This window comes from Pedococcus sp. P2_E5 (assembly GCF_056403895.1).
The window spans coordinates 41,244-57,093 of record NZ_JBFUEP010000029.1 but is presented as its reverse complement, the minus strand read 5'-3'; the positions used below and the strand labels follow the sequence as shown (position 1 = coordinate 57,093).

19 protein-coding genes are annotated in these 15,850 nt (G+C 70.7%); 13 read left to right on the top strand and 6 right to left on the bottom strand.

Annotated elements, in window-relative coordinates; translation table 11 throughout:
* The 4 genes from AC1DVZ_RS11450 to AC1DVZ_RS11435 form a co-directional block, all read right to left on the bottom strand.
* Nucleotides 1–704 (bottom strand): acyl-CoA dehydrogenase family protein (locus tag AC1DVZ_RS11450; protein ID WP_477618318.1); only part of this gene is annotated, 704 nt, incomplete at its 3' end.
* 134 nt (nucleotides 705–838) lie between these two features.
* Nucleotides 839–1,660: an SGNH/GDSL hydrolase family protein gene (locus AC1DVZ_RS11445; protein WP_477618321.1), complete on the bottom strand. Its 822-nt coding sequence runs from the start codon at nucleotides 1,658–1,660 to the stop codon at nucleotides 839–841.
* Between the two features lie 68 nt (nucleotides 1,661–1,728).
* On the bottom strand, nucleotides 1,729–2,406 hold the full coding sequence (locus tag AC1DVZ_RS11440; protein WP_477618317.1) for a uracil-DNA glycosylase: 678 nt from the start codon (nucleotides 2,404–2,406) through the stop codon (nucleotides 1,729–1,731).
* A gap of 20 nt (nucleotides 2,407–2,426) precedes the next feature.
* Entirely contained in the window at nucleotides 2,427–2,765 is a 339-nt protein-coding gene (locus AC1DVZ_RS11435) for an ArsR/SmtB family transcription factor (protein ID WP_477618320.1), read from the bottom strand.
* Between the two features lie 160 nt (nucleotides 2,766–2,925).
* On the opposite strand from AC1DVZ_RS11435, the gene AC1DVZ_RS11430 reads away from it, so the two are divergent.
* The 10 genes from AC1DVZ_RS11430 (at nucleotide 2,926) to AC1DVZ_RS11385 (ending at nucleotide 9,679) form a co-directional block, all read left to right on the top strand.
* Nucleotides 2,926–3,441 (top strand): ArsI/CadI family heavy metal resistance metalloenzyme, encoded by a 516-nt coding sequence (locus AC1DVZ_RS11430; RefSeq protein WP_477618316.1) that lies wholly within the window; start codon nucleotides 2,926–2,928, stop codon nucleotides 3,439–3,441.
* Nucleotides 3,432–4,124 carry an aquaporin gene (locus tag AC1DVZ_RS11425; RefSeq protein WP_477618315.1) on the top strand — a complete coding sequence of 231 codons (693 nt, stop codon included), beginning with the start codon at nucleotides 3,432–3,434 and terminating at the stop codon, nucleotides 4,122–4,124. Before AC1DVZ_RS11430 ends, AC1DVZ_RS11425 begins: the two co-directional genes overlap by 10 nt.
* Nucleotides 4,121–4,543, top strand: coding sequence for an arsenate reductase ArsC (locus AC1DVZ_RS11420; RefSeq protein WP_477618314.1), 423 nt, complete (start codon nucleotides 4,121–4,123; stop codon nucleotides 4,541–4,543). The genes AC1DVZ_RS11425 and AC1DVZ_RS11420 overlap by 4 nt, the downstream gene beginning before the upstream one ends.
* Before the next feature lie 51 nt (nucleotides 4,544–4,594).
* A complete protein-coding gene (locus AC1DVZ_RS11415; RefSeq protein ID WP_477618313.1) occupies nucleotides 4,595–5,251 on the top strand; it encodes an HAD family hydrolase in 657 nt (218 codons plus the stop codon).
* A 23-nt stretch (nucleotides 5,252–5,274) separates the two neighbouring features.
* Entirely contained in the window at nucleotides 5,275–6,645 is a 1,371-nt protein-coding gene (locus AC1DVZ_RS11410; protein WP_477618312.1) for a pyridoxal phosphate-dependent decarboxylase family protein, read from the top strand.
* A 229-nt stretch (nucleotides 6,646–6,874) separates the two neighbouring features.
* Complete coding sequence (locus tag AC1DVZ_RS11405) at nucleotides 6,875–7,165, top strand: DUF3263 domain-containing protein (RefSeq protein ID WP_477618311.1); 291 nt, start codon at nucleotides 6,875–6,877, stop codon at nucleotides 7,163–7,165.
* 201 nt (nucleotides 7,166–7,366) lie between these two features.
* Nucleotides 7,367–7,822 (top strand): N-acetyltransferase family protein, encoded by a 456-nt coding sequence (locus AC1DVZ_RS11400; RefSeq protein ID WP_477618310.1) that lies wholly within the window; start codon nucleotides 7,367–7,369, stop codon nucleotides 7,820–7,822.
* Complete coding sequence (locus AC1DVZ_RS11395; protein ID WP_477618309.1) at nucleotides 7,822–8,193, top strand: VOC family protein; 372 nt, start codon at nucleotides 7,822–7,824, stop codon at nucleotides 8,191–8,193. Before AC1DVZ_RS11400 ends, AC1DVZ_RS11395 begins: the two co-directional genes overlap by 1 nt.
* A complete protein-coding gene (locus AC1DVZ_RS11390; RefSeq protein WP_477618308.1) occupies nucleotides 8,190–9,239 on the top strand; it encodes a P1 family peptidase in 1,050 nt (349 codons plus the stop codon). Before AC1DVZ_RS11395 ends, AC1DVZ_RS11390 begins: the two co-directional genes overlap by 4 nt.
* Nucleotides 9,239–9,679 (top strand): hypothetical protein, encoded by a 441-nt coding sequence (locus tag AC1DVZ_RS11385; RefSeq protein WP_477618307.1) that lies wholly within the window; start codon nucleotides 9,239–9,241, stop codon nucleotides 9,677–9,679. The genes AC1DVZ_RS11390 and AC1DVZ_RS11385 overlap by 1 nt, the downstream gene beginning before the upstream one ends.
* A gap of 7 nt (nucleotides 9,680–9,686) precedes the next feature.
* Here the strand turns inward: AC1DVZ_RS11385 and AC1DVZ_RS11380 are convergent, their stop codons facing one another.
* Nucleotides 9,687–10,319, bottom strand: a complete 633-nt coding sequence (locus AC1DVZ_RS11380) for a DUF6226 family protein (protein WP_477618306.1) — start codon at nucleotides 10,317–10,319, stop codon at nucleotides 9,687–9,689.
* A gap of 103 nt (nucleotides 10,320–10,422) precedes the next feature.
* Nucleotides 10,423–10,860, bottom strand: coding sequence for a phage tail protein (locus tag AC1DVZ_RS11375; RefSeq protein WP_477618305.1), 438 nt, complete (start codon nucleotides 10,858–10,860; stop codon nucleotides 10,423–10,425).
* A gap of 533 nt (nucleotides 10,861–11,393) precedes the next feature.
* Here AC1DVZ_RS11375 and groL point away from each other — a divergent pair.
* The 3 genes from groL to AC1DVZ_RS11360 all read left to right on the top strand — a co-directional run bounded on the left by groL (nucleotide 11,394) and on the right by AC1DVZ_RS11360 (nucleotide 15,850).
* The gene (gene groL, locus AC1DVZ_RS11370) at nucleotides 11,394–13,019 is read left to right on the top strand and encodes a chaperonin GroEL (RefSeq protein ID WP_477618304.1); all 1,626 of its coding nucleotides are present in this window, start codon (nucleotides 11,394–11,396) and stop codon (nucleotides 13,017–13,019) included.
* Between the two features lie 170 nt (nucleotides 13,020–13,189).
* Nucleotides 13,190–14,887 carry an alkaline phosphatase D family protein gene (locus AC1DVZ_RS11365; RefSeq protein WP_477618303.1) on the top strand — a complete coding sequence of 566 codons (1,698 nt, stop codon included), beginning with the start codon at nucleotides 13,190–13,192 and terminating at the stop codon, nucleotides 14,885–14,887.
* 171 nt (nucleotides 14,888–15,058) lie between these two features.
* The gene (locus tag AC1DVZ_RS11360; RefSeq protein ID WP_477618302.1) at nucleotides 15,059–15,850 is read left to right on the top strand and encodes an ABC transporter ATP-binding protein; all 792 of its coding nucleotides are present in this window, start codon (nucleotides 15,059–15,061) and stop codon (nucleotides 15,848–15,850) included.

Below are 15,850 nucleotides of genomic sequence, written 5' to 3'. Positions count from 1 at the left end.
CCCACCAGGCGGTCCGCGGACACCTCGACTCCCTCGAAGTGCACCTCGCTCACGGTGTCGCAGTGCAGGCCCATCTTCTTCTCGGGCGCACCGAAGGCGATGCCCTCGGCGTCACCCGGCACGACGAAGCAGGACAGGCCGCGGGCGCCGTCGTCCGACGTGCGGACGAAGCTCGTGTAGAAGTCCGCGTGCCCGGCGTGCGAGATCCAGGCCTTCGTGCCCTTCAGCTGGTATGCCGTGGGGTCGGCCTCGTCGTCCGCGGTCGCCCGGGCGGTCATCGAGGCGACGTCGGAGCCGGCGCTGCGCTCGGAGAGGCAGTAGGCGCCGAGCTGGTCGCCGCTCAGCATCGCGGGGAGGAGGGCGGCCTTCTGCTCATCGGTACCGAAGTTCGCCACGGGGTAGCAGGTGAGGGAGTGGACCGAGACGCCGACCGCGACGCTCATCCAGGCGGAGGCGATCTCCTCGACGACCTGGAGGTAGACCTCGTAGGGCTGACCGCCCCCGCCGAACTCCTCGGCGTAGGGCAGCGAGAGCAGCCCGGCGCGGCCGAGGGTGCGGAAGGCGTCGCGGGGCAGGGCCGGGGTGGTCGCGGCGGCGCGCTCGGCCTCGTCGACCTTGGGACGGAGCTCCTTGTCGCAGATTTCGCGGGTGAGCTCGATCAGGTCGTAGCCCTCCTCGGAGGGCATGAGGCGGTTCGCAGGCATGTCCCAAGGGTAGTAGTAGGACGTCCTAGTACTTGAATCGCGCAGGTCAGTCCCCCATTGCCCGCGTCCTCAAGCCCTGCTGGCAGACGGTGCTCCGGTCAGCAGCCGTTCCTCCGCTAGCAGAGGTTGGGGCGTCAGGTGGGGTCGACCGGGGTGAGCTCGGGGCGCTTGGCCCGGACGGTGTCGCCACTGGACTTGCCCTTGAGCCGGCGCTGCACCCACGGCGCCAGGTGGGTCCGGGCCCATTCGGCGTTGGCCGCAGCCGCCTCGCGTCGGGCGAGGGGCGGGGCCGGGGGCAGCGGGGTGGACCAGTCGGCCCGGTCGGTGTCGTGCCCGAGCGCCGACAGGGCGTTGAGCGCCACGCGCCGGTGCCCTTCGGTCGTCATGTGGATCCGGTCCTCGGACCACAGCCGGAAGTCCTGCAGCGCCGTCATGCCCCACTGGTTGATGACGTAGGCGCCGTGCTGCTGGGCGATGCTGAAGAGGTTGGCCGAGTGGATCGCGTGGCGTCCCCTCAGGTGGCGCAGGACCGGCGCGCCCACCGGGTCGGTCGGCGTCGCCAGCAGCACGTCGGCCCCGGCCTCGCGCAGCCGCACGACCGCGGCCTCGAGCCGGGCGGCGATCGCGTCGAGGTCGGCCTTGGGCCGGAGGATGTCGTTGCCGCCGCCGACCATCGACACCAGGTCGGGACCGAGGGCGATCGCGGCATCGAGCTGTGGTCCGATGACGTCGGCCAGCAGCCGCCCGCGCACCGCGAGGTTGGCATAGGCGAACTCGCCCCCCGCCTGGTGGGCGATGACCGCCAGGTGGTGGGCCAACCGGTCGGCCCAGCCGAGGAACGCGTTCTCGCGCTCGGGGTCGGGGTCCGACATGCCCTCGGTGAACGAGTCGCCGATCGCGACGTAGCGGTGCCAGACCTTGCCCCGCTCGGGGAGATGGGTCAGGTTGTCCGCCATCGGCTCGGGGGCGACAGCGTCGTTGGTGGTGTCGTCGGTGGTGGTGGCGTCGGTGGTGTGGGCGTCGCTCATGGGAGCCTCCAGTCGATGGGTGCGGCGCCCTGCTGGGCGAGGAGTTCGTTGGCACGGCTGAACGGCCTGCTCCCGAAGAAGCCCGAGTGTGCCGACAGCGGTGAGGGGTGGGCACTCTCGACGGTCGGTATGCCGCCGAGGTGCGGCACGAGGTTCCTCGCGTCCCTGCCCCACAGGATGGCGACCAGTGGGCCGCCGCGGCTCACCAGTGCCGAGATCGCTTGTGCCGTCACGGTTTCCCAGCCCTTGCCGCGGTGGCTGGCGGGTTTGCCGGGTCGCACGGTCAGCACCCTGTTGAGCAGGAGGACTCCTTGGTCGGCCCAGGGCGACAGGTCTCCGGTCGACGGTCGCGGGAGCCCGAGGTCGGTCTGCAGCTCCTGGAAGATGTTCACCAGGCTGCGGGGGACCGGCTGCACGTCCGGCGCGACCGAGAACGACAGGCCCACCGCGTGTCCGGGTGTCGGGTAGGGGTCCTGGCCGACGATGAGCACCCGCACGTCGTCGAGTGGCCGCTCGAAGGCTCGCAGCACGTGCACACCAGGCGGCAGGTAGCCCCGTCCCGCCGCGACCTCCTCGCGCAGGAACTCACCCAGCGAGGTCACCGCCCCGGCCACGGGTTCCAGCGCGACCGCCCACGACGGGTGGACGAGCTCGGTGAGGGCGGCCGGCGGCATACCCAGAAACTAAACCCCTGTCAGCGGAAGATCGCGGCCAGGTCGTCCAGCCGCGTCGGCACCAGCCGGAACCATGCCCACGTCCCCCGGCGCTCGCGGGTGACCAGACCCGCTTCGGTGAGCACCTTGAGGTGGTGGCTCACCGTCGGCTGGCTGAGCCCGACTGCGGGGGTGAGGTCGCAGACGCAGGCCTCCTGGCCCTTCGACGAGCGGATCAGGGACAGCAGCTGGAGGCGAACCGGGTCGGCGACCGCCTTGAGCAGGTATGCCGTGGCCTCCGCCTGCTCGCGCCCCATCGCCTCGTCCGTGGTGAGCGTGCCGCAGCACGCGTCAGCACCTGCCGTGGGGTCGCTGGCCAGCGCGTCCCGGGTGGCGAGGTTGCCGGGGGTGGTGAGGGTGACGAGGGTGGGGCCGGGCACGGGATCTCCTAGAAATAGACCTGCATCGATATTGACAAACATCGATGCAGCCGATTCACTTCCTGCATAGACAATAGTCGATGAACCAAGGAGTCCGCTCATGTCCCGTGTCCAGCTCGCCCTCAACGTCGCCGACCTCGAGAAGTCGGTCGAGTTCTACGCCACCCTGTTCGGCACCCAGCCGCACAAGCGTCGCCCTGGCTACGCCAACTTCGCCATCGCCGAGCCGCCGCTCAAGCTGGTGCTGATCGAGGTCCCGGCCGACCAGCGTGGCGAGGGAACGGCGCAGGCGCTCAACCACCTCGGCATCGAGGTGGACAGCAGTGCCGACGTCGAGGCGGGGGCGACGCGGTTGCGCGAGGCTGGTCTGGCCGCGTTCGACGAGCGGGACACGACCTGCTGCTACGCGTTGCAGGACAAGGTGTGGGTGCACGACCCGGCCGGTGCGCCTTGGGAGGTCTACACCGTGAAGGACGACAACCCGGCCGACGGACGTCCGGCCACGGCGAGCCTTCCGGTCGTGTCTGGCATGAACGACGGCGGGTGCTGCACCACGGCCACGGCCACGGGCGCCGCCACCGCCACGGGCGCGGTGCCGCAGGAGGCGTGTTGCTGAACCACCCACTGCGCGCCCGACTGGCCGCCGAGCTGGTCGGGACCGCCGGCCTGCTCGCCGCGGTCGTCGGGTCGGGCGTGATGGCCCAACGGCTGAGCGAGGACGGCGCCGTCCAGCTGCTCGTCAACGCGCTCGCCACGGTGGCCGTGCTCGGCGTGCTCATCAGCTCGTTCGGACCGGTCAGCGGCGCCCACTTCAACCCCGCGGTGACGCTGGCTCAGGCCCTTCGTGGCCAACACCGCTGGAGCGACGTCGCGCCCTTCGTGGCCGTCCAGCTCGCGGGTGGCGTTGCGGGCACGGCCCTGGCCAACCTCATGTTCGGGCTGCCCGCACTTCACCTCTCCCACCACGAGCGAGGGGGTGCCGGTCAGCTGCTGGGCGAGGTCGTCGCCACCGCGGGGCTGGTCATGGCCATCGGGCTGCTCCGCGACGGCCGCCGGGCCGCCCTGGTCGTACCCGCGTGGATCTTCGGCGCCTACTTCCTGACCTCCTCCACGTCGTTCGCGAACCCGGCCGTGACCCTCGCGCGCGCGTTCTCGGACACCTTCGCGGGCATTGCGCCGGCATCGGTCCCCGCCTTCGTCGCCGCCCAGCTCGTCGGCGCCGCGGCCGGCCTCGGCCTCCTGTTCACCGTTCAGCTGCACACCGTCCAGGTCCCCACTCCTGAAAGCGAATCCGTATGAGCGACAAGCCCTCCGTCCTGTTCGTCTGTGTCCACAACGCGGGCCGCTCGCAGATGGCCGCGGCATACCTGGCGCATCTCGGTGGTGGCGCCGTCGAGGTGCGTTCGGCCGGGAGCCAACCAGCCGACCAGGTGAACCCCGCCGCGGTCGCCGCCATGGCGGAGGAGGGCATCGACATCGCCGCGCAGACGCCCAAGGTGCTGACCACCGAAGCCGTCCAGGACTCCGATGTGGTGGTCACGATGGGGTGCGGCGACACGTGCCCCTACTTCCCCGGCAAGCGCTACGAGGACTGGGTGCTCGACGACCCGGCCGGGCAGGGCGTCGACGCCGTGCGGCCGATCCGCGACGAGATCCGGGGACGGGTGGAGGCGCTGCTGCGCGAGCTGGGCGTCGAACCCGTCACGAGCGCCTCCTGAGGGTCCGGGTGCGTGGGGTCGACTTCGCCGCAGGGCCGTAGCCTCGTGGCCGTGACTCCTCGCTGGCCCGTCGTCCTCTTCGACTTCGACGGCACCCTTGCCGACACCATCCCCCTGATCGTCGCGTCCTACCACCACGCGCTCGGGTCGGTCCTCGGCGAGGAGGCCGCCGAGGACGAGGTCCGGTCGTGGATCGGACGTCCCCTCCAGCCCGTGCTCGAGGAGCGCTACCCCGGTCGCGGCGCCGAGCTCACCGACGTCTACCGCGAGTGGAACCTCGCCAACCACGATGAGCTGATCCGCACCGTCGACGGCGTCCCCGAGCTCCTCGACGACCTGCATGCCGCGGGCGCCCGGACGGGCGTCGTCTCCTCCAAGAAGGGCGACACGGTGCGCCTCGGCCTGCGTGCCGTGGGCCTGGCCCATCGCATCGATGTCCTTGCAGGACAAGAGGAGACCGAGCTCCACAAACCACACCCTGCACCCCTCCTGTATGCCGCGGCGCAGCTCGGTGCCGCCCCGCGCGACTGCGTCTACGTCGGCGACGCCACGGTGGACGTCGAGGCTGCCCGCGCCGCGGGGATGGGTGCGGTCGCCGTCACCTGGGGCGCCGGCCCCGAGCCGGCGCTCGCCGCGACCCGACCCGATGCGGTGGTGGAGGACGTGGTCGGCCTGAGGGCGGTCCTCTTCGCCCCTGCCCCCGCGTGAGCGGCGCGCCCTAGACTCGCCGCGTGCACGGCTACAGCGACCAGAACCTCGAGGCCCTCGGCGACGCGATCCTCGCCTACTCCGCCGACCGCCTGAAGCTCGACCCGGTGCCCCTCGACGGCCCCCGGACGCTCGCCGAGCTCGACGCCCTGGCCGGTGCCACCATCACCGCCGAGGGCATCGGTGGCATCGAGGCGCTCAAGCTCTTCGAGGAGGACCTGGCCCCGGCCTGCATCTCCACCGACCACCCGCGGTACCTCTCCTTCATCCCGTGTGCGCCGACCGAGGCCGCCGCGATGTTCGACCTCGTCGTCGGGGCGTCGTCGATCTACGGCGGGTCCTGGCTCGAGGGCGCGGGTGCGGTCTACGCCGAGAACCAGGCGCTGCGCTGGATCGCCGACCTGGCCGGCCTCCCGCCGGAGGCGGGTGGTGTCTTCGTCCCGGGCGGGACGATAGGCAACCTGTCCGCGCTGGTCGCCGCGCGGCATACCGCCCGCACCAACGCGGCCCTGGAGGGCAGGACCGGAGCGGGCGCCCGACCCTTCCGCGTCGCCGCGACCCACGGCGCGCACTCCTCGATCCAGTCCGCGTGCGACGTCATGGACGCCGAGTTCGTGGGGGTCGACGTCGACGACATGGGCCGACTGACCGGACCGGCCCTGCGCGAGGTGCTGCTCGCGAACGGCCCCGAGACGTTCTTCGCCGTCGTCGCGACCAGTGGCACCACCAACTTCGGGATCGTCGACGACCTCGCCTCGGTCTCCGAGGTCTGCCGCGAGCTCGGGATCTGGTTCCACGTCGACGGTGCCTACGGTGGCGCCGGGCTGGCCGCGCCGTCGGTGCGCGACCGGTATGTCGGCATCGAGCACTGCGACTCGTTCATCGTCGACCCGCACAAGTGGTTGTTCGCGCCGTTCGACTGCTGCGCGCTGCTCTACCGCGAGCCGGCCCTGGCCCGCGCGGCGCACACCCAGCACGCGTCCTACCTCGACGTCCTCAACGACGCACCCGACTGGAACCCCACCGACTACTCGGTCGGGCTGACCCGTCGAGCCCGGGGCCTGCCGTTCTGGTTCTCGCTGGCGACCCACGGCACGGATGCCTACCGCGACGCCGTGGAGCGCACGCTCGAGGTCACGCGGTTCGCAGCCGACGAGATCGGCCGGCGTGACTACCTCGAGGTCGCCCGCGAACCAGACCTGTCGGTCGTGGTGTTCCGGCGGCTCGGCTGGTCGGCGGCGCAGTACCAGGAGTGGTCGGACCGGCTGCTGGCGGACCAGTTCGCCTTCGTCGTCCCGACCTCGCACGCCGGCGAGACGCTGACCCGGTTCGCGATCGTCAACCCGCGCACCTCCGAGGACGACATCGTCGCCATCCTCGACACCATGGCCTGAGGAAGTCCTTGGAAGTCCTTGGCCCGAGGCGTCGCCACCGCCTGGAGACGGCCTGGCCTGAGGCGTCAGGGCCCTCGTGAGGCGAGTGGGACGGGTGTGACCAGACCCATCACAACTGGGCCGATGGGACTACCCGAGTGGAATGACAAGCGTGTGATTCGCTCCGTATAGTTGCCCTGCACGCACTTGGCAGGGCACGTCTGCGAACCACGAAGGACTGAGTCGAGAGTTGAACGCCGCACACGAGCAGGATCACGTCAGCGCCCCCACGGAGCTGGGTGACCGCGACCGCGAGATCATCGCCTTCGAACGGCAGTGGTGGAAGTACGCCGGAGCCAAGGAGCAGGCGATCCGCGAGCTGTTCGACATGAGCGCCACCCGCTACTACCAGGTGCTCAACGCCCTGATCGACTCCCAGGCCGCCCTCGAGGCCGACCCGATGCTCATCAAGCGACTGCGCCGGTTGCGCGCCTCGCGCCAGCGGGCCCGCAGCGCCCGGCGGTTGGGCATCCAGCTCTGACCGAGCCCCGGTTCACCAACGCCCGTGCAGAAGCGACTGTACGGGCGTTGTTGCGTCCCGGGCCCACCCGCCACCCCGTCCGGAGACACGACGCGCCGCGGCGACGGCGGTTCAGGGCCGGAAACCTCGGCGCGGCGTGTCCTCGGTATGCCGCGCGCGAACCGGTGTCCCCGGCCCGCTCCCGCGTGGTTGACTTCGCGGGTGGGCGAAGTGCGAACCCGGCTGGCAGGTCCCGACGACGCGCTCGTCGTGGCAGCACTCACGCTGCAGTGCGCGCGCCACCGGGGTGGTCAGGGTGAGCCCGGCTTCCTCGACCGCTACGCCCGGGCCTGGCTGGCCTCCTGCAACGCCCACCCGGTCTGGATAGCCGAGGCCGGGGACGAGCACGCAGGCTACCTCCAGGCGGCAGTCGTGGAGCCGCTGCCGTGGCCGGGACGCCCGGCAGGAGCGGGAGCCGACCTCGTGGTCGACACCTTCTTCGTCCGACCTGAGCACCGGGGCATCGGCGCGGGCGAGGTGCTGCTGCGAGCCGCCGTGCAGTGGGCGCGGGACGCCGGCTTCCGACAGGTCCTGGTGTCCGCGGGGACCCACACCACGGCGATGGTCGAGCGGGTGGGGTTCGTGGCCGACGCCCGGGCCCACCGCCTGGAGCTGTGATGGGGGCCGCCCTGCGGATCGGGTCGATCGTCGTCAACGTCAGCGACGTGCCCAGGGCGATGGCCTTCTGGGCCGCGGTGCTCGACTACGAACCGCGTTACGAGCCGGAGCCCGACTGGGTCATCCTCCAGCCCCGCGACGGGGCCGGTCCCAACCTCTCGCTCAACCTCGGGGAGTCCAGACCCGAGGCCTTCCCGCACGTCCACCTCGACCTCTACGCCCCCGACCAGGCCCACGAGGTGGAGCGGCTCGTCGGTCTCGGGGCGCGACGCGTGGAGGACTGGCCCTACCCCGAGGAGGAGCACGACTTCGTCGTCCTCGAGGACCCCGACGGCAACAGGTTCTGCGTCATCGACGCGAGCCCGGAATGATCCGCCCCGGGCCGACCAACTCCCTCACCGACGTCGCGGGGATTCGCGTAGGGCACGCCACTCGGCGCGAGGCCGGCTGGCTCACCGGCACCACGGTCGTCCTCGCCCCGGACGCGGGGGCGGTGGCCGGGGTCGACGTCCGGGGTGGTGCGCCGGGCACGCGCGAGACCGACCTGCTCGACCCGCGGAACCTCGTCGACCGCGTCAACGCCGTGGTGCTGGCCGGGGGGAGCGCGTTCGGCCTGGCGGCCGCCGACGGAGTGGTCCAGAGCCTGTATGCCGCGGGGCTGGGGTGGCCGATGGGCGAACCCGGCGAGGTGGTCCCGATCGTGCCGGCAGCCGTCCTCTTCGACCTGGGCCGTGGAGGCGATTTCAGGCACGCGCCGACCGCCCTCGACGGTGCGGACGCCGTGGCGGCCGCCACTGCCGGCCCGGTGCTGCAGGGCTGTGTCGGCGCCGGCACCGGGGCGAGGTCGGGCGGCCTCAAGGGTGCGGTGGGGTCGGCGAGCGCAGTCCTCGACGACGGCACCACTGTCGCGGCCCTCGTCGTCGTCAACTCGTTCGGCGCCCCGTACGACGAGCTGACCGGCGAGCTGCTGGCCCGGCGGCATGGTCTGGGTGACGAGTTCGCGGACGTCGCACTGCCGGCCGCCCACGAGCTCGCCGTGGCCCGCGAACGTGCGGCCGCGGCATACCCAGGCGAGCCGTTGCGTCCCGGGATGGCGACCACGATCGGCGTCATCGCCACCGACGCCACCCTCACCAAGGCACAGTGCCAGAAGGTCAGCGGGCTGGGTCACGACGGACTTGCCCGCGCGGTCAACCCGGTGCACACGCTGCTGGACGGCGACACGTTGTTCACCCTGGCGACAGGCGAGCGGCCGGTGCCCGAGCTGGCTGAGCTGCACGCCTTCATGGTGGCCGCCGGGGAGTGCGTGACCAGGGCTGTGGGACACGCCGTGCTGGCCGCCGAGTCGGTCGCCAACGGGACGGTCGACCTCCGCTCCTACCGTGACGCCTTCCCGTCGGCTGTCAGGATGGGGTGATGGAACCCGACTGGAGCACACCCGAGGGACTCGCCGCGATCAAGGATGCGCTCGCCGCCACGATCGACGGGTGGGAGCCACCTGTGGCGTATGCCGTGGGCATCAGCTCCGCGTCGTCGTCGCCTGAGCTGGAGTTCCCGCACGTCAACGCCCCCGGCGGGAGGCATGCCCTGCCAGCCGTCATCCTGGCCAAGCTGCTCGGCCATGCCAGCGGGTCGCAGACCTATGAGCTGTCCTTGCCCCAGCTGGAGGCGGCAGTGGAGACGCTGCGCCCCGCCGAGGCCTGCACGACGCTCGAGCACCCCAACCTCGCCGCCTGGCGGACCGTCCTGGCCGACCTCGACGCCAACCCGGCCCGGACGGCCTACGCGGTCTTCGTGGGCGACCTCGACGACCCGGTCGAGTCGGAGGCCGACGCGACCCTGCGCACCCTCCTCTGACCCCTGCTCAGCCGGCCTCCCACGCCGCACCCCTGGTGACGTCGCGGTCGCCGGGGTCGGCCAGCCAGGCCTCGGGCTCGTCGTGCTCGAGGCCCTCGGCGCGCCACAGGTCGCCCAGGGTGCGCACCCACCGGTCGCCCTGCCGCACCTCGATGAAGGCGCCGCTCACCAGCCCCCACACCGAGTCGTCGATCTCCTCGAGCAGCGGGTCGGAACCGTCGTCGCAGGCGTCGCAGCCGCAGGCGGGGATGACGGCGACCGCCGTCGCCGGGTTGCCGGCGCCGATGACCACTCCTGCCTCGAGGCAGTCGTCGATCCGGCTGTGGATCGCCACGAGCGAAAGGGCGCCAGGGCGGACAGGGTCGAGTCTCTCGGTGCGGGTTGCGAACACCGAAGGCTTCTCGCGCCACGCGGAGTCCACGTCGCGGAGCCGGTGGCACAGACCCTGGGCCTCGAGCACCTGCGCCCAGGCCTCGAACCGTGCGCCCAGCAGCCGGTACTTCGCCGGGTCCAGGATGCGCGAGTACTCCTCCTCGTGCGGAGCGGTGCCCGTGGGCCGAGGGTTCGGCCAGGGGCGGAGGCCGCGAGAGGTCGCGGCGAAAGCCGTCTCCACCGCGTCCGTCAGCGCCGTCCGGTCCATGCCTCGACGGTAGGCCGTGTGGTCGCGGCCTCGCACCGGAGTTTCCGCGCCCCGCGCCCGGTCCCAGGCGGGCCCAGCCCCGCGCCCGGTCCCCAGGCGAGCCCTAGACCTCTACGTCCATGGAGTCGAAGGCGAGCTCGACCGTCTCGAGGACGATGTCGCTGGAGGCGGCATCCAGCGGGCTCAGCCGGTAGACGGCCGGGAAGGCGTTGCGGAACCTCCAGGTCAGGACGAGCTGACCGGTCCCGTCAAGCAGCTTGACGGCGACGTTGCGGTCCACGGTGGGGTCGCCGTTGCGCGCGGCCTCCCACCAGTTCCAGAGGTCGAGGTTCGCGGTCAGGCCCCGGCTCAGGACCAGGTGCGAGTAGCTCGCCAGTCCGGGCTGCTTGCGCGGTTCGTTGGCCTTGTCGTTGCCCGACCGGTAGGCGATCTCGTCCAGCAGGGCCACCGGGAGGTCGACGCGGGAGAAGGACGCATCGTCCTCGCCGGCGAAGTCGACGATGAAGTTCGAGCCCTCGAACGGGTCGGGGTGCGCAGCCATGAGCCGAGCGTCCCACCGCGAGACCCCACGGGGAACCCCACGGCTCGGACCCGGGCCCGCGGCTTCTGGCCACTCATGCCGGACGAGGACCGCGAATCGGGGTCGGGACGCGGCACCGGTGGCCAGAAGTCGTCAGCGTGCAGGACTTCTGGCCACTCATGCCGGACGAGGACCGCGAATCGGGGTCGGGACGCGGCACCGGTGGCCAGAAGTCGCCAGCGTGCAGGACTTCTGGCCACTCATGCCGGACGAGGACCGCGAATCGGCGTCGGGACGCGGCACCGGTGGCCAGAAGTCGGGGACGGGGGAAGGCGGGTGGGGCTCCGGCCTGCAGCCGCGAGCCCCGGACCCGTTTGCACTCTCCCCCTGAGAGTGCCAATAATGGCGTTAGCACTCTCACCATGAGAGTGACAATCCAGGCCAGTCCAGGGCGAGGTCCGGGGACCGCGGCGACGTGAGCCGCGCAAGCCGGGCCGTCCGTCGCGGGCGCCCGCTGGCCATCGTTTACGTTTCGCGTGGGAGGAACCACCCGAATGGCCAAGATCATCGCTTTCGATGAAGAGGCTCGCCGCGGTCTCGAGCGGGGAATGAACATTCTCGCCGATGCCGTCCGCGTGACCCTCGGTCCGAAGGGCCGCAACGTCGTCCTCGAGAAGAAGTGGGGAGCCCCCACGATCACCAACGATGGTGTGTCCATCGCCAAGGAGATCGAGCTCGACGACCCGTACGAGAAGATCGGCGCAGAGCTGGTCAAGGAAGTTGCCAAGAAGACGGATGACGTCGCTGGCGACGGCACGACCACGGCCACCGTTCTCGCCCAGGCCCTCGTCAAGGAGGGTCTGCGCAACGTCGCGGCAGGCGCCAACCCGATGGCCCTCAAGCGTGGCATCGAGAAGGCCGTCGAGGCCGTCTCCGCCCAGCTGCTCGAGATGGCCAAGGACGTCGAGACCAAGGAGCAGATTGCTTCGACGGCCTCGATCTCCGCTGCTGACCCCCTGATCGGCGAGATGATCGCCGAGGCCATGGACAAGGTCGGCAAGGAAGGCGTCATCACCGTCGAGGAGTCCAACACCTTCGGTCTCGAGCTCGAGCTCACCGAGGGCATGCGCTTCGACAAGGGCTACATCAGCCACTACTTCGTCACCGACACCGAGCGCATGGAAGCGGTCCTCGAGGACGCCTACGTCCTCGTGGTCAACTCCAAGATCTCCGGCATCAAGGACCTGCTGCCCCTCCTCGAGAAGGTCATGCAGTCCGGCAAGCCGCTGCTCATCATCTCGGAGGACGTGGACGGCGAGGCCCTGTCGACCCTGGTGGTCAACAAGATCCGCGGCACCTTCAAGTCGGTCGCCGTCAAGGCTCCCGGCTTCGGTGACCGTCGCAAGGCCATGCTGGCCGACATCGCCATCCTCACCGGTGGCCAGGTCATCTCCGAGGAGGTCGGCCTCAAGCTCGACACCGCGGAGCTCGACATGCTCGGCCGCGCTCGCAAGGTCGTCGTCACCAAGGACGAGACGACCATCGTCGAGGGTGCTGGCGACGCCGACCAGATCCAGGGTCGCGTCAACCAGATCCGCGCCGAGATCGACAAGTCGGACAGCGACTACGACCGCGAGAAGCTGCAGGAGCGCCTGGCCAAGCTGGCCGGCGGTGTCGCAGTCATCAAGGCCGGTGCCGCGACCGAGGTCGAGCTCAAGGAGCGCAAGCACCGCATCGAGGATGCAGTGCGCAACGCCAAGGCTGCCATCGAGGAGGGGATCGTCGCCGGTGGTGGCGTGGCCCTGCTCCAGGCGACCAAGGCCGCGTTCGAGAAGCTCGAGCTCGAGGGTGACGAGGCCACCGGTGCGAACATCGTTCGCGTCGCAGCCTCCGCTCCGCTCAAGCAGATCGCGATCAACGCCGGTCTCGAGGGCGGCGTCGTGGCAGAGAAGGTCAGCACGCTCGATGCAGGGTGGGGCCTCAACGCCGCCACCGGCGAGTACGTCGACCTCATCGCCGCGGGCATCATCGACCCGGCGAAGGTGACGCGTTCCGCGCTGCAGAACGCCGCGTCGATCGCCGCGCTGTTCCTCACCACCGAGGCCGTCATCGCCGACAAGCCCGAGAAGGCTCCCGCGATGGCCCCCGGTGGCGACGAGATGGGTGGCATGGGCTTCTGACGGAGCCCAGCAACCCGGCATACGCCGCAACGCCTGAAGGGCGGTCCACCGAGAGGTGGGCCGCCCTTCGGCCATCCCCCGAGAGGCTGCGCCGCCTCAGGCACGTCCGGGCGGAGCAGGAAATTCGATGCAGTGCCCCACGCAGGGGGTATGCCGTGTAGAACGGTCCCGTGCCGACTCACCTCCCCGCGGGGCCCCTGACCCTGGGGCCGCTGCTCCGCTACATCGGCGAGACGTCGGCGAYGGTCTGGGTCCAGACCCGTGGCTCGGCCGTGGTGCAGGTGCGGGCGTTCGACCGGGAGTGGTCGGCGCCCACCTTCGGAGCGCACGGGCGGCACTACGCCCTCGTCGTCGTCGACGGCCTGGAGCCGGGTGCCACCGGCGACTACGCCGTCGACATCGACGGTGACCAGGTGTGGCCGCCGGTCGATCCCGACCACCCTGACCTCCCAGCCAGCAGGATCCGGACCCTGCTGCGCAGCGAACCCACCCGACTGGCCTTCGGGTCGTGCCGCACGACCGTCCCGCACGACGCCGAGGGAAACGCCAGCAACGGCGTGGACGCCCTCCGCGCGTACGCGTACCACCTGAGCCGACCCGAGCGGGACGAGCAGGACTGGCCCCACCTCGTCTGCTTCCTCGGCGACCAGGTGTACGCCGACGAGACCAGTGAGGAGATGCAGGAGTTCATCGCCTCGCGGCGCAGCCTCGACGAGCCACCCGGCGAGGAGCTGAAGGACTTCGAGGAGTACTCCCACCTGTACTTCCTGGCCTGGAGCGACCCGCTGAACCGCTGGCTGCTCTCGACGCTGCCCAGCGCGATGATCTTCGACGACCACGACATCCGCGACGACTGGAACACCTCGCAGAGCTGGAAGCGCGAGATCAACCAGACGTCCTGGTGGCACGAGCGGATCGTCGGTGGGCTCTCCTCGTACTGGGTCTACCAGCACGTCGGCAACCTCTCGCCCGAGGAGCTGGCGCAGGACGAGGTGTGGCAGCTGATCGTCGCGCACGCGCAGGGCGGTTCGACCGACGAGCTCGACCTGACCCGCGTGCTCGACGACCTGGCCGAACGCGTCGACCGCCAGCCCGAGACCTACCGCTGGAGCTACGCCCGAGACCTGGGGGAGTCCCGGCTCGTGGTCGTGGACTCTCGCGCGGCCCGCGTCCTGGAGCCCGAACAGCGCTCGATCCTCGACGACTACGAGCTGGCGTGGCTGGACGGCCAGCTGCGCGGCGACGTCGACCACCTCTTCATCGGCACRTCGCTGCCGTTCTTCATCGCGCAGGGCATCCACGACCTCGAGGCGATCAACGAGGCGATGGCCACCGGGGCCTGGGGGCCGCGCGTCGCCAAGTGGGGCGAGAAGATGCGCCGCGCCGTCGACCTCGAGCACTGGGCGGCGTTCCAGGACGGCTTCGCCGCCGTGCTCGCCATGGTCGTGGAGGTCGCCAGCGGCAAGCGGGGCCAGCGGCCCGGCACCATCACGTTCCTTTCGGGTGACGTGCACAACTCCTACGTCACACAGATCCCCCCGGAGCAGCTCCCGGCCGGCAGCAGTGCGATCCTGCAGGCCGTCTGCTCACCGATCCGCAACCCCCTGCCCCGACAGGTCCGCATCGCCCAGGCGTTCCTGGGCAAGGGCCTCGCCCGGCCACTGGCCTTCCTGGTGAACCGCACCGACAAGGTGCCCAACGCGCCCTACCGGTGGGACGTCACCGATGGTCCGTGGTTCGACAACAACCTGGCCACGCTCGAGGTTCGAGGACGTGGCCTGGTGATCCGCTGGGAGGCGGGGGAGGTCAGGGGCGACCGCTTCGACGCGCCCGATCTGCGCCAAGTTGCCCGGGTTGTCGTGCACTGACCCCGGGTGTCCGATGGGTCCGTCGGATCAGGGTCTCAGGGTCGACTCAGGGGCGGGTGGGGGTGCAACCTGAGGGTGCAGGATGAGGGGAATCTCTAGCGTTGGCACCGTGAGAACTGACGCCGTGAGAACAGACCTGTGAAAACCACTGCCATGACTTCGGGAGCACCGATGACCGCCACGCCCTCCACCTCCGCAACCTCGACGACGGACAAACCGCCCTCGGCGACCCCGGCCGCCCGGGTCGTGGACCTGCACAAGGTCTACGGCAAGGGGGAGGCGCAGGTCCGCGCCCTCGACGGCGTCAGCATCGACATCGCCCGCGGGGAGTTCACCGCGATCATGGGCCCCTCGGGCTCGGGCAAGTCGACGATGATGCACTGCGCGGCCGGCCTCGACGCGGTGACCTCGGGTGAGGTCTACATCGGGGACGTCGACATCACCCGGCTCAAGGACAAGGCGTTGACCCTGCTGCGTCGCGACCGGATCGGGTTCGTCTTCCAGGCCTTCAACCTCATCCCCACGCTCAACGCGGAGGAGAACATCCTGCTGCCCTTGGCCATCGCAGGGCGCACGCCGGACCCGGCCTGGTTCGACACCGTGATCGACACCGTCGGCCTGCGTGACCGGCTCAGCCACCGCCCGAGCGAGCTCTCCGGCGGCCAGCAGCAGCGCGTCGCCTGCGCCCGCGCGCTCGTCAGCAAGCCCGAGATCGTCTTCGCCGACGAGCCGACCGGCAACCTCGACTCGACGTCGGGGGCCGAGGTGCTGGGGTTCCTGCGCCGCAGCGTCGACGAGTTCGACCAGACCATCGTCATGGTCACCCACGACGCCAACGCTGCCGCCCACACCGACCGCGTGGTCTTCCTCGCGGACGGCAAGGTCGTCGACGAGATGCGTGAGCCCACTGCCGAGAAGATCCTCGAGCGGATGGCGCACCTCTCCGCGCAGGCCGGCGCCTGA

Excerpts from the sequence above, each read along its gene's own strand:
- AC1DVZ_RS11445 (WP_477618321.1), bottom strand. The coding sequence starts at position 1,660 with ATGGCGGACAACCTGACCCATCTCCCCGAGCGGGGCAAGGTCTGGCAC.
- AC1DVZ_RS11440 (WP_477618317.1), bottom strand. The coding sequence starts at position 2,406 with ATGCCGCCGGCCGCCCTCACCGAGCTCGTCCACCCGTCGTGGGCGGTC.
- AC1DVZ_RS11430 (WP_477618316.1), top strand. The coding sequence starts at position 2,926 with ATGTCCCGTGTCCAGCTCGCCCTCAACGTCGCCGACCTCGAGAAGTCG.
- AC1DVZ_RS11420 (WP_477618314.1), top strand. The coding sequence starts at position 4,121 with ATGAGCGACAAGCCCTCCGTCCTGTTCGTCTGTGTCCACAACGCGGGC.
- AC1DVZ_RS11395 (WP_477618309.1), top strand. The coding sequence starts at position 7,822 with ATGGGGGCCGCCCTGCGGATCGGGTCGATCGTCGTCAACGTCAGCGAC.
- AC1DVZ_RS11390 (WP_477618308.1), top strand. The coding sequence starts at position 8,190 with ATGATCCGCCCCGGGCCGACCAACTCCCTCACCGACGTCGCGGGGATT.
- AC1DVZ_RS11385 (WP_477618307.1), top strand. The coding sequence starts at position 9,239 with ATGGAACCCGACTGGAGCACACCCGAGGGACTCGCCGCGATCAAGGAT.
- AC1DVZ_RS11380 (WP_477618306.1), bottom strand. The coding sequence starts at position 10,319 with ATGGACCGGACGGCGCTGACGGACGCGGTGGAGACGGCTTTCGCCGCG.
- AC1DVZ_RS11375 (WP_477618305.1), bottom strand. The coding sequence starts at position 10,860 with ATGGCTGCGCACCCCGACCCGTTCGAGGGCTCGAACTTCATCGTCGAC.
- groL (WP_477618304.1), top strand. The coding sequence starts at position 11,394 with ATGGCCAAGATCATCGCTTTCGATGAAGAGGCTCGCCGCGGTCTCGAG.
- AC1DVZ_RS11360 (WP_477618302.1), top strand. The coding sequence starts at position 15,059 with ATGACCGCCACGCCCTCCACCTCCGCAACCTCGACGACGGACAAACCG.